Annotated in this window: 13 protein-coding genes; 8 read left to right on the top strand and 5 right to left on the bottom strand. The window is 45.1% G+C overall.

Annotated features, from left to right (window positions below; translation table 11 throughout):
* Positions 1-53: 53 nt before the first annotated feature.
* From ECHVI_RS00065 to ECHVI_RS00050, 4 genes are read left to right on the top strand one after another with little or no spacing between them, the layout of a single operon-like run.
* A complete protein-coding gene (locus tag ECHVI_RS00065) occupies positions 54-1,229 on the top strand; it encodes a hybrid sensor histidine kinase/response regulator (RefSeq protein WP_015263885.1) in 1,176 nt (391 codons plus the stop codon).
* Position 1,230: 1 nt separating this feature from the next.
* Positions 1,231-1,866 (top strand): ABC transporter ATP-binding protein, encoded by a 636-nt coding sequence (locus ECHVI_RS00060; RefSeq protein ID WP_015263884.1) that lies wholly within the window; start codon positions 1,231-1,233, stop codon positions 1,864-1,866.
* Entirely contained in the window at positions 1,863-3,089 is a 1,227-nt protein-coding gene (locus tag ECHVI_RS00055) for an ABC transporter permease (protein ID WP_015263883.1), read from the top strand. Before ECHVI_RS00060 ends, ECHVI_RS00055 begins: the two co-directional genes overlap by 4 nt.
* Positions 3,090-3,108: 19 nt before the next feature.
* Positions 3,109-3,543, top strand: a complete 435-nt coding sequence (locus ECHVI_RS00050; RefSeq protein ID WP_015263882.1) for a hypothetical protein — start codon at positions 3,109-3,111, stop codon at positions 3,541-3,543.
* 117 nt (positions 3,544-3,660) lie between these two features.
* On the opposite strand, the gene ECHVI_RS00045 is transcribed toward ECHVI_RS00050, so the two are convergent.
* Entirely contained in the window at positions 3,661-4,482 is an 822-nt protein-coding gene (locus ECHVI_RS00045; RefSeq protein WP_015263881.1) for an aminotransferase class IV, read from the bottom strand.
* A gap of 273 nt (positions 4,483-4,755) precedes the next feature.
* Here ECHVI_RS00045 and ECHVI_RS00040 point away from each other — a divergent pair, with 273 nt between their 5' ends.
* Positions 4,756-5,172 carry a hypothetical protein gene (locus ECHVI_RS00040; protein ID WP_245553405.1) on the top strand — a complete coding sequence of 139 codons (417 nt, stop codon included), beginning with the start codon at positions 4,756-4,758 and terminating at the stop codon, positions 5,170-5,172.
* Positions 5,173-5,185: 13 nt separating this feature from the next.
* On the opposite strand, the gene ECHVI_RS00035 is transcribed toward ECHVI_RS00040, so the two are convergent.
* From ECHVI_RS00035 to ECHVI_RS00025, 3 genes are read right to left on the bottom strand one after another with little or no spacing between them, the layout of a single operon-like run.
* Positions 5,186-5,650, bottom strand: a complete 465-nt coding sequence (locus ECHVI_RS00035; protein WP_015263879.1) for a c-type cytochrome — start codon at positions 5,648-5,650, stop codon at positions 5,186-5,188.
* Positions 5,631-6,299: an SCO family protein gene (locus ECHVI_RS00030; RefSeq protein WP_015263878.1), complete on the bottom strand. Its 669-nt coding sequence runs from the start codon at positions 6,297-6,299 to the stop codon at positions 5,631-5,633. Before ECHVI_RS00030 ends, ECHVI_RS00035 begins: the two co-directional genes overlap by 20 nt.
* A gap of 15 nt (positions 6,300-6,314) precedes the next feature.
* Complete coding sequence (locus tag ECHVI_RS00025) at positions 6,315-6,851, bottom strand: CopD family protein (protein ID WP_015263877.1); 537 nt, start codon at positions 6,849-6,851, stop codon at positions 6,315-6,317.
* A 178-nt stretch (positions 6,852-7,029) separates the two neighbouring features.
* Here ECHVI_RS00025 and ECHVI_RS00020 point away from each other — a divergent pair, with 178 nt between their 5' ends.
* The 3 genes from ECHVI_RS00020 to ECHVI_RS22825 are packed head-to-tail and all read left to right on the top strand — an operon-like array spanning position 7,030 to position 9,254.
* Complete coding sequence (locus tag ECHVI_RS00020; RefSeq protein WP_015263876.1) at positions 7,030-7,437, top strand: hypothetical protein; 408 nt, start codon at positions 7,030-7,032, stop codon at positions 7,435-7,437.
* 23 nt (positions 7,438-7,460) lie between these two features.
* Positions 7,461-8,465 carry a methylmalonyl Co-A mutase-associated GTPase MeaB gene (gene meaB, locus ECHVI_RS00015; RefSeq protein WP_015263875.1) on the top strand — a complete coding sequence of 335 codons (1,005 nt, stop codon included), beginning with the start codon at positions 7,461-7,463 and terminating at the stop codon, positions 8,463-8,465.
* Between the two features lie 12 nt (positions 8,466-8,477).
* Positions 8,478-9,254, top strand: a complete 777-nt coding sequence (locus ECHVI_RS22825) for a DUF3298 and DUF4163 domain-containing protein (RefSeq protein WP_015263874.1) — start codon at positions 8,478-8,480, stop codon at positions 9,252-9,254.
* 14 nt (positions 9,255-9,268) lie between these two features.
* Here ECHVI_RS22825 and dnaA read toward each other — a convergent pair whose 3' ends face one another.
* Positions 9,269-10,696, bottom strand: coding sequence for a chromosomal replication initiator protein DnaA (gene dnaA, locus ECHVI_RS00005; protein ID WP_015263873.1), 1,428 nt, complete (start codon positions 10,694-10,696; stop codon positions 9,269-9,271).
* Positions 10,697-10,985 lie beyond the last annotated feature (289 nt).

Genomic DNA, 10,985 nt, shown 5'->3' with positions numbered 1-10,985 from the left:
TTATACTTGTAAAAAATTAATACGAGATCTTTTTTTGACTCAAACGGAAAGTTATGCTTGCACTTAAAATCCTGATAGTAGAAGATGATAATGTCTCTGCGCTGTTGCTGAAAAAGGCACTGGAAAAAAACCATCATGAAATCATGGGCATCGCAGCGACCGGGGAGGAAGCATTGGAGATCATGGAGGAAGTGTCTGTGGAGTTGGTGATGATGGACATCAACCTGGGGGGCGAGCTGGATGGGATTACAACCACTGAAATAATCAACGAAAAATTCGATATCCCAGTGGTGTACCTGACGGCCAGTTCAGATGAGGAAACCCTACAGAAAATAGCCGGAACCAATCCAAGTGCCTACGTCATCAAACCCTTTAATATCCGGGAACTCAATATGATGATCGAATTGGCGATCTTCAAGGATAAAAAGGAAAAGGAGCTCCAAAAGCTCAACAATGAACTTGAAGAAAAAGTACGCCAGCGTACGGCAGATTTAAACGAGGCAAATAAAGAGCTGAAAAAGGCCTTGGAGAAGGAGCGTGAAATAGGGGAGCTGAAATCCAAAATTGTTCAAAACGTCTCTCACGGGTTTAAGACACCACTGACTTCCATCCTTAGTTCTGCCCAGCTACTTCAAATTTATTCTGAAAAGGATCATCCGATGAAGGGCAAGTTGATGAAGCACTCCCGGAAGATCGAAAATTCCGTCCGTAACTTGAATAACCTGCTTACATCTGTGCTGTTCTTCGGCAAGGCAGACGCCAATAAGATCGATTACAAGCCTTCACGGTTTTTTACGGCTGCTTTTTTCAATGAGGTCATTGATGTGGTCAAGGCCAATAACGATAAGGACGTGACGCTGGAAACCTCTTTTAAGGATGTTCCCAAGACACTCAAATCCGACACGGATTTGCTTTACCAGGTGTTTGAAAACCTGCTGAGCAATGCTGTAAAGTATTCTAAGAACAAAGGTAAGGTAAGTTTCAGCGTGCAGGTCAATGACGATATCATGATTGCCAAGATCGAGGATGATGGTATTGGGATACCTGAAAAGGAACAATCCCAATTGTTTGACCGGTTTTTTAGGGCCAAGAATGTGGGGATTACCGAAGGCTCTGGGCTTGGCCTGTCCATCGTGAAGAAATGTGTCGAAGTACTGAAAGGGGAAATTTCCGTAGAGAGTAAGGCGGGTAAAGGCTCTACATTCACCGTCAAAATTCCGATCAATTGATATGATTTTAGCTAAAGATATTTCGTTTTACTATGAAAGGGAACATGCCATTCCTATTCCGGAGATCACCCTTCAGCAAGGAGAAGAGTTGTTGGTACTGGGTGCCTCGGGCAGTGGGAAGACAACTGTTCTCAATATTTTGGGAGGTTTACTGAAACCCATCAGTGGCGTGGTGCAAATCGACAACACCTCTATTTACGACCTTAAAGGAGCGCAGTTGGATAAATTTCGCGGCGCGAATATTGGAATGGTCTTTCAAAAACCCCATATCCTAGCACCACTTACTGTCAAGGAGAACTTGCAGGTAGCACAGTATTTTTCGGGTACTTCTGACCATGGATTGGTGGAGCGGCTTTTGAAGGACCTGGGGATATTCCACAAGGCAGGGGCGACGGTTTCTGCCCTCAGTGAAGGAGAAGCCCAGCGTGTATCCATCGCCAGAGCTCTGGTGAACAATCCCAAGGTGGTTTTGGCCGATGAGCCAACGGCCAGTTTGGACGATGAGAATGCAGAAATGGTCATCAGCTTGTTAAAAGAGCAAGCAAAGAAAATGCGTTCAGCCCTGATTATTGTTACGCACGACCACCGCGTCAAGGAGCATGTGCCAAATCAAATCAAGATGGGAGGTGATCGATGAATATATTGAAGCTTAGTTGGAAGTATTTGGTTGCCAAGCCGCTTAATACTGGCCTCAACATCCTGCTGCTTGCACTGGGATTGGCCATTATAACGGTGCTGCTCCTGATGCAGGACCAGTTTGAAAATCAAATGAGCAAGGATGCGAAGGGAATTGATCTGGTGGTGGGCGCCAAAGGAAGCCCCTTGCAGCTGATTCTTTCCAGTGTCTACCATATTGATTTCCCTACGGGAAATATTGATTTGAAAGAAGCCAAGGCAGTTTCTCGAAATCGGTTGATCAAGAAATCCATCCCGATGGGGCTGGGAGACAATTACCAGGGATATAGAATTGTTGGGACCAATTATGATTATCTGGAGCTGTATCAGGTTGATTTTGCCAGTGGTCAGGGATGGGATCGGCCATTTGAGGTAGTCCTGGGAAGTGCGGTCGCCCAAAAGCTTGGGCTGAAGGTAGGCGATGAGTTTCTGGGCTCACATGGGATAGGCTCGAGCAGTCATGAGCACGATCATCATCCATACGTTGTCACAGGGGTATTGTCATCCTCAGGTACGGTGGTGGACAAATTGATCCTTACTTCCTTGGAATCAGTCTGGTTTACCCATGACGAAGGCGAGGAGCACGACCATGAGGCCATGGAGAAAGAAGTGGTCAAGCATGGTTTCCCCGAAGGTGGGGAAGATCGTGAGGTGACCACGCTTTTGATGCAGTACAGGAGTCCGATGGCTGCTGTGCAACTGCCCCGTTTTATTAACAGCAGGAGTTCCCTGCAGGCCGCTTCCCCTTCCTTTGAAATTGCCCGCTTGTTTGAATTGCTGGGAGTGGGGATTAAGCTCATCAAGGGGCTGGCCTTTATCATTATTTTCATTGCAGGTCTGGGCATTTTCATTGCCTTGTACAACTCTTTAAAGGAGCGGAAGTATGATTTGGCCGTCATGCGTACCATTGGTGCATCCAAGGGCCAGTTATTTCTCCATATTGTTTTAGAAGGAGTGATTTTAACGTTCTTAGGTGCCGTGGCTGGTATTTTGATCGGGCACCTTTTTCTGTCGTTCTTGGTTATAGGTCAGGAGCAGGGTGCGCTGAGTACAATTTCTGCTTGGGTATTCTTGAAAGAAGAGGCTTGGATCATTGTGTACGCCGTAGGGGTCGGGATAGTGGCTTCCCTATTCCCTGCTTTGGGAGCGTATAAAACAGATATCGCCAAACAATTGACGAAATAACATAGAGATTAATAGCATCATGAGATTAAAGTTTAGTGTAATTGTAGTAGTGCTGATGGCCGTTTCTGGTGTTAGTAGGGCACAGGAAAATAATGTTTGGAAGACCTTGACAGGTGTGACTTATGAGATCGGAGAAGATGAATATGGGGAGTTGTACTTACCTGTTTTTAGTGAGGACATCCAAGCGCTTGAAGGGAAGGAAGTTTCAGCGGAAGGGTATATCATCCCTTTTGAAGGAATGTTTAAGCCTGAGCATATCATCCTATCCTCTTTGCCCTTGGCAGAATGTTTCTTTTGTGGGTCTGGAGGCCCGGAGACGGTCATGGAAGTGATGATGGCAGATCCCATTGAGTACACTTCCAAAAGGGTAAAGGTGAAAGGAACCCTGAAGCTGAATGCCAAAGACCCTGAAAAGTTAATGTATATTTTGACTGACGCAGAACTGGTGCTGTAAAGGGGCTGTATCTACGTTGATATCACGGCGAATGTAGGGAAGGAGTCTCGGCATGCTTTTTTACGGTGGGCCAAGATTCCTTCCTTATATTATGGCCACGATCTTCATAGCGTCTGCTTAGGAGACCGTCTCTTCCTCCATTCTTTTAAACTGCTCCATTAATGCAGTGGTGCGGGTACCTACTGCTCCGTTGGAAATTGGTTGGTGGTCGATTTTAGTGATGGGCAAGATACGTTTGGTCGTGCTGCTCATAAACACTTCGTCTGCCGCCATGACTTCTTCCAATGTAATGTCCCGGATTTGGGCATCAGGAACAAGTGCTAGGATGTTTTTCCGCGTAATTCCTTTCAGAATATTGGTCTTTGGCGTGCTGATGGTACCATCTTTCACGATGAAAATGTTGCTTCGGGAGCTTTCTGAGATGATCCCATCTGCATGGTAGAGAACATCTTCGGCATTATTGGCTTTCCAGTCTTTACTTAAGTAGACAGGTAGGGCATAATTTGTCGTCTTAATCTCTGGGACAGGGCGGATATACTCGGTGGTCAACAGGTGTACGCCATTGCGGTATTTATCATCTGAAGGCATCTGTAACGCTTCACAAAAGATGAAAAGACTGCCTTTGGTAGGCGAGAAATGATTGTCAGAATTCCCGCCCGAAAGGACCATTCTGATTCCCCCTTGTTTGAGGTCGTTTTTCTGTATAAGTTCCAGTACAATGGATTTAAGCTCCTCATGTCCCTGGTCAAGGACAAGATGGGCTTTTGCGGCCGAGGCGATAAAACGGTCAAGGTAGTCCTCTAAAAATAATGGATGATAATCCACGGTTCGAAAAAAGTCAAAAACAGCATATCCCCTGATCAGCCCAATGTCCAAAGGATGGAGACTGGCATCTTCACTGGGAATAATACGGTCTATGGCAAAACAATATGGTTTCATGGTTTTTAAATGGTTTACGTATAGAATGTTACTGTTTCAAGACCAATATTGTCGGTCCTGAAAAATTAGTTTTCGTAAAAATAAGATATGTGAGGAGCTTTTCACTATGAAACCAGTAATCTTTTGTCTAGAAACAATCCTGTTGGAATAGTAAATTAAATAAAAGTGAAGGGTGTTTTATTGGCTATTGAATAAAAAATGTGATTTTTGTAGTGAAATGATGGTAAGTGATGGTTTTGATATGGTTGAATTTAACATTATATATACTTGATTATGAGCTTATTTCATAAAATGTCTGTATTGGTCTTCGTGATTGGGATCTTGGTTTCCTGTAATGGTCATCAAAAGCAAGTGGAGGATCTGAAGGGAGAGGTATTGGGGATCCATGATGAGGTGATGCCGTTAATGGGGAAAATAAAGGAGGAAGAAAAGCGCCTGATGACCGCCTCGGGAAAGTTAATGACCGAAGATTCTGCTGCCAATAAGGCTACTTCCGATAAAATGCGAGCCACAGCGAAAAAGCTGGAAAATGCATATGAGGGGATGTTTGTTTGGATGCGTCAGTATAAGCTTGATTTTGAAGGGATGAGTCAGGAGCAAGTGATTGCCTATCTTGAAGATCAGAAGGAAAAAGTGACCAAGGTGAATGAGGAAATTACTAAAGCACTGGAAGAAGCCAAGGCATATTGACTGAGGTCGGTACTTATTTTTCTTCCAGGTATTTTTTTACCTCTTTGACTTCTATACGTTTTTCATTGCCCCCAAACACGGTGTAAATATAGGTGGCGATCTCTGCTATTTCCAAATTCGTTAGTTGTGGATTCCCAGGCATGGGTTGGTTATACCGGATGCCGTTTACCGTGATTTCTCCTTTGATGCCATGCTTGATCAGGCGGATGGTCTTTCCGGGATCCTCTAGCATAAAATCAGCATCCTGCAAAGGTGGAATAAGCTTGGCCAAACCCGTACCATCCTTTTGATGGCAATTTGCACAATAATTGGCATATAGCAGCTGGCCTTCGATGGCATACTGTCTGGTTTTGATGTCCTCGATTTCATTTAGGGAAATAAGGCCGTCGTCCTTTTCATCCTTCTGGCCACAGGAAGCGAGGAACAAGGACATCACCAATCCCAGAGTGACTGACTTTTTAAGATTTCTTTTTGCCATTGTCCAGCAGCTTTGGGATATCCTTGATCAATTGGTCCACTTGGTCTTCTTTCGTGCCATCATAGACCCCTCTGATATGTCCTTGGCGATCAATGAGGATAAATGCCCCGCTGTGGAGGAATCCTCCGGGTTCGTTTTTGTCCTCCATGGCCGTGGCCAAGTAGCTGGTCTGTCCGATTTCAAAGATTTTTTCCTGATCACCGGTCAGAAAATGCCAGGTGGATGCGTCTTCTATTCCCAATCGTACGGAATACTCCTTTAATACGGCCACCGTATCATGAGTAGGGTCGATGGAGTGGCTTAGGATCTGAAAGTCAGGATGCTCTTTGAATTTTTCATAAACTCTGAGCATTTGGGTTTTCATGACCGGGCAAATGGTGGGGCAAGAGGTAAAGAAGAAGTCCGCGACATATACCTTGCCGTTCAGGTCACGGTTGGTGATGGTAGCGCTGTCCTGATCGGTGAAGGAAAAGGGAGCAATGGTATGATAAACCGTATCCGTGACGGTCTTGCCATCGACGGTTTTTTCTGCTGTTTGTTTATGTCCCAAATAGGGAAGGGGCTTGGTGTCTTCGGATTTTGAAGTGCAGTTCCAAACCATTAAGATACTGCTGAAAAGGATAAGTATGATGAGGTTGTGCTTAACCATGGTCGTTGTATAGTTTTATTTTTTTTCTCGTTGCTTTTTGTACCATTTGACGGCCAGCATCAGAAGAATGCTCAGTCCCACTAGTCCTGCCATTCCCCAGAGCATGTTCATAAGGTTTTTCAGGACGATCAGGAATACAATGGCAAATAGCAATACCGTAGCTCCTTCATTCCAAAGCCGTAACTGAGTGGAATTCCAAGTGGCCAATCCTTGTTGGAGTTTTTTGTAGATATGGTGGCAAATGAAATGATAAACGTACAGCAGGACAACAAAAGCCAGTTTGGCATGCATAAAGCCTAGTTCCAGATATCCTAAACGGTAAGTGAGGGTCCAAGTTCCAAAAATCAAGGTTAATATTGCCGAAGGCCAAGTAATGCCCAGCCAAAGCCGTTTAGCCATAAGGTCGAGCTGGGGCTTGAGTATCTTTTGCTCTTCTGGTGTTTTTTCCAGTGCTTCAGTCTGGTAAATGAAAAGCCTAACGACATAAAATAACCCTGCAAACCATGTAACGATAAAGATAATATGCAGTGCTTTGACATATTCGAACCCCATATCCAAATTTTTCCCCTAAATTAAGGGTAAACTAAAGAAGAGGAAAGAGAAAAGGATAAAAAGCATGGTTTGCTATCCAAGGGATAAGACGGAGTAAAAAGGCTCGCACATCCCAAATAGTAAAACCTTCGTCAGAAAGGTTCGTGTTCAATGTTGAACTCGAAATGTTATGGAAATTATGAAAAATACAAAAAGGCTATATTACCTGATAGGTTTGGTGGTGTTGGCACTTCTGGTTTGGATGATGCGTGACACCTTTACGCAGCCGGGTACCGATGACCTTAAAATGGATTTTCGGGAAGTAGCAGCCTATCGAAACGAAAATAACACCGGCCCCATTAAAAGGGTGTATGCAGTGGTGGTTTCTGATAGCCTCTGGCACGAGATGGAGCAATACGGAAAGTTCATGCCGCATACCAAATACGGCAATACACAAGTGTATTTTTTCACAGATGAGGCCCATGCCCCTAAAAAGCTGAATGCGGAGGAGCCCTATTTTGAGGAATCCCTTTATGAATATTGCATTGGTCGGTATGAGAAAAAAGCAATGGGGCAGGAAGGGTTCGTAAAGTACCCTTTCCGTTAATGAACAGTTGAAAGGCGATGACCATGTCGAGATCAAAACATAAACGATTGGATCCTGCAGCTTATGCAGAGGGGGTTTTGTCAGGAGATCGGAGCATGTTGAGCAAAACCATTACGTTGATCGAAAGTAAGCTGGAGGAAGACCAGGTATTGGCGGAAAGGGTGTTACAGCTGCTTTTACCGCATACTGGAAAGGCCAAGCGGATAGGAGTGACCGGTGCTCCCGGTGTGGGCAAAAGTACCTTTATTGAAGCATTTGGGAAGGTGATATTGCAGGGAGGGCATCGATTGGCGGTTTTAAGCATTGATCCGTCCAGTAAGCAGTCCGGTGGCAGTATCCTAGGGGACAAAACCCGGATGGAAGAATTGTCCAAATCTCCGAATGCCTACATTCGTCCTTCTCCAGGGGGAGGGTATGCCGGCGGGGTGGCGATCAGTACCCGTGAGGCGATGTTGGTCTGTGAGGCGGCGGGCTATGATGTGGTGATCGTGGAGACCATCGGGGTGGGCCAATCGGAAGTGCAGGTGAAAGAAATGGTGGATTTCTTCATGCTGATTGTGCAGCCTGAAACTGGAGATGGGCTTCAAGGGGTGAAAAGGGGCATTATGGAAATGGTGGACACCATCGTGGTAAACAAAGCAGATGAACGGAGTCGCCAAAGTGCAGCACAAACCAAGAGGGAACTGGAGGGAGCCTGTCAGCTGATGTCTCCCCGTTCGGGAGCAGGGCAGATCACCGTCCTGCTTGTCTCCTCAGTGGAGAAAAGGGGGCTCGAAGAAGTATGGGCTGTTACGCAGGAGTTTTTTGGGAAAATTTCAGCAACGGGTTTCTTGGGGGAAAACCGCAAAGCGCAGCGGAACCATTGGTTTTATGCCCATGTCCAAAAAGCATTGGAACAGCGGTTTTACCAAGATCCTCATGTCGTCACCAAAATCGAGGAGGCGCTAGGAGAGGTGAAGGATGCAAAGGAACTGCCCGCTGCTGTGGCAAGAAATTTGGTAAATACATTTTTTAAAGCGTCAGATTGAACAAGAATAGGTATGTTAAAACTTTCCACTTTTATAGGACTTTTGTTGCTGCTGATGGGGTGTAGCCCTGAAAAGCAAGAAAACAATGAAAGGCTAGAATTGGCCCACAAACAAGTATCCATGGAAAAGGTGTCCTGTGTGGGGACGGATAGTACCTGTGCCAAGGTACGGATGGTATATCCGGAATTCTATAATGGGCCAGAGCAGCAGGCTGCTTGGTTGAATACCCATGTCAAAGAACAGCTGTTGATGTACTTGCAGTGGGGAGAGGATTCCGTAAAGACGGATAAGCTTGAAAAAGCGGCAGCCGGTTTTCTCGAGGATTTTGAGGAGTTTTCGGAGACATATTCCAGTGGTTCCATGCCTTGGTTTTTGGAGACAAAGGCCACCGTGACCTTTAAAGGCCCTCAAGCCTTGTCCTTGGTGTTTACCAACAGCAGTTTTACCGGTGGGGCACACCCAAATCATACGGTGATGTTTTTGAATTTTGACCTGAAGAACCAGCAATTACTGAAAAACGAAGCGATCGTCTTGGATCAGGCCAGGCTCCTGGAGAAGACCGAAAAGGCATTTCGGGAGTTTCATGAAGTAGCTCCAGCCATGAGTTTGGAAGAAGATGGCAGGTTTTTCCTACAGGACGGGAAGTTCTTTTTGCCTGCTGCGATGGGATACGAAAAGGATTCGTTGGTCCTGATGTATAATAGTTATGAGATCGGTCCGTATTCCATGGGGCAGACCGAGCTGCACCTTCCCCTTAAGGATTTGGACGGGATTGTTTGGATACCATAAAAAAGTCCTACTTGTTAGTAGGACCTCATTTTGAATTTTTTGCGCTGCTCATTAATGGCATTTCTAAAGGAAGTATCGGTTTCCATTAGGTCGTTGACGGTTTGGACGGCATGGATGACCGTACTGTGGTCACGGCCCCCAAAGTGATAACCGATGGATTTGAGGGAATGGTTGGTAAATTCCTTGGAAAAATACATGGCCACTTGCCTGGCGACCACTATTTCCTTTTTCCGGGTTTTGGCTTTGAGGTCGTCCAGTTTGATGCCGTAATAGTCTGAAACCGTTTTCTGTATGAAGTCAATCCCGACCTCTGTTTCGATGTCCTTGACGATGTTCTTCATGATCGTCTTGGCTAATCCAAGGTCTATCTCCACCCTGTTTAGAGAGGCGTGGGCGATCAGGGAAATCAATACGCCCTCCAGTTCCCGGATATTGGTGTCCACGGTGTAGGCCAAATATTCGATCACATCATCGGGGATGTAAATTCCTTCAGACTGCATTTTGCGTTTGATGATGGCCACCCTGGTTTCGAAATCAGGCATGTGAAGGTCAGCGGTGAGGCCCCATTTAAAACGGGAAAGCAACCTTTCCTCCAGCCCCTTGAGATCTCTGGGAGGGCAGTCGGAGGTCATGATGATTTGCTTTTTGCTTTGGTGAAGGTGGTTGAAGATATGGAAGAACATTTCCTGGGTCCTGTCTTTCCCTGCCAAAAACTGGATATCATCGATGATCAAGACATCCACCTGCATGTAAAAATTGGTAAAGCTTTTTACGTTCCCATCTTTAATGGAATCCATGAATTGATTGACAAACTTCTCTGAAGAAACATACAGTACAAATTTGTCTTCCGGTCCATTCTTGATTTCATTGCCGATGGCTTGGATCAAGTGGGTTTTGCCCAGTCCGACCCCTCCATATATCATTAATGGGTTAAAAGAGGTGACCCCTGGCTTGGTCGCTACTGCATACCCGGCGGATCTTGCCAAGCGGTTACAGTCCCCCTCAATATATGAATTAAAGGTGTAATTCGGATTTAGATTGGATTTCAGCAATGCCTGAGAATCCAGGGATTGCATTTCAAAAGGGCTCCTTCGTTCCTCTTTTACCGGCTTTTCATTCTTTTTCTTGTTTGGGCTGATATTCCCTTGTGGATAGCTGACCACATAGGGCTGGTTCTGGGAGTTTCCCCTGTCCACTACCACGGCATATTCCAATTTGCCATTGGGGCCGAGGATGTTTTTAATGGCCAACTTCAAGACCTGTACATAATTGTCCTCTAACCATTCGTAAAAGAACTGGCTGGGAACCTGAATGGTGAGTACAGAACCATCCAAACGCACAGGGTTTATGGGTTTAAACCATGTGGAAAAGCTTTGTTCATTTACGTGCTCTTCAATGACACGCAAACACTCATCCCATACTGCTTTGGCCTCTGAATTCATTTATAATAAGTTACAAGAAAGAATTTTAGATGCTCCTCTTCACCATTGAAGGGCAACAAATTTGGGGAAAATATATCTAAATTAAAAATCTAAAATTGCTTGACTTAGCTGGAGTTTTCTGTTAAGGTCATGGTGTTTATTGCTTTTTTTTAGTTAATCAGGTAGTGATGTTATTTCAAAATATTTTATCCAAATCCAGAGAAAAGAATATGCTCCCAAGGCAGCATGTATTATTCTGCCTTCTTTCGTTCATTTATCTCTGGGGTATGGAGTCCTTTTAAGGGCTTGC

The sequence above is a fragment of the Echinicola vietnamensis DSM 17526 genome, from assembly GCF_000325705.1.
Taxonomy (GTDB): domain Bacteria; phylum Bacteroidota; class Bacteroidia; order Cytophagales; family Cyclobacteriaceae; genus Echinicola; species Echinicola vietnamensis.
Note: the sequence above shows the minus strand (reverse complement) of the source record. Positions and strands in the feature narration are given on the sequence as shown.

Bases quoted from the DNA above. Each gene is read 5' to 3' on its own strand.
- ECHVI_RS00065 (WP_015263885.1), top strand. From the start codon at position 54: ATGCTTGCACTTAAAATCCTGATAGTAGAAGATGATAATGTCTCTGCG.
- ECHVI_RS00060 (WP_015263884.1), top strand. From the start codon at position 1,231: ATGATTTTAGCTAAAGATATTTCGTTTTACTATGAAAGGGAACATGCC.
- ECHVI_RS00055 (WP_015263883.1), top strand. From the start codon at position 1,863: ATGAATATATTGAAGCTTAGTTGGAAGTATTTGGTTGCCAAGCCGCTT.
- ECHVI_RS00050 (WP_015263882.1), top strand. From the start codon at position 3,109: ATGAGATTAAAGTTTAGTGTAATTGTAGTAGTGCTGATGGCCGTTTCT.
- ECHVI_RS00045 (WP_015263881.1), bottom strand. From the start codon at position 4,482: ATGAAACCATATTGTTTTGCCATAGACCGTATTATTCCCAGTGAAGAT.
- ECHVI_RS00040 (WP_245553405.1), top strand. From the start codon at position 4,756: ATGAGCTTATTTCATAAAATGTCTGTATTGGTCTTCGTGATTGGGATC.
- ECHVI_RS00035 (WP_015263879.1), bottom strand. From the start codon at position 5,650: ATGGCAAAAAGAAATCTTAAAAAGTCAGTCACTCTGGGATTGGTGATG.
- ECHVI_RS00030 (WP_015263878.1), bottom strand. From the start codon at position 6,299: ATGGTTAAGCACAACCTCATCATACTTATCCTTTTCAGCAGTATCTTA.
- ECHVI_RS00025 (WP_015263877.1), bottom strand. From the start codon at position 6,851: ATGGGGTTCGAATATGTCAAAGCACTGCATATTATCTTTATCGTTACA.
- ECHVI_RS00020 (WP_015263876.1), top strand. From the start codon at position 7,030: ATGAAAAATACAAAAAGGCTATATTACCTGATAGGTTTGGTGGTGTTG.
- meaB (WP_015263875.1), top strand. From the start codon at position 7,461: ATGTCGAGATCAAAACATAAACGATTGGATCCTGCAGCTTATGCAGAG.
- ECHVI_RS22825 (WP_015263874.1), top strand. From the start codon at position 8,478: ATGTTAAAACTTTCCACTTTTATAGGACTTTTGTTGCTGCTGATGGGG.
- dnaA (WP_015263873.1), bottom strand. From the start codon at position 10,696: ATGAATTCAGAGGCCAAAGCAGTATGGGATGAGTGTTTGCGTGTCATT.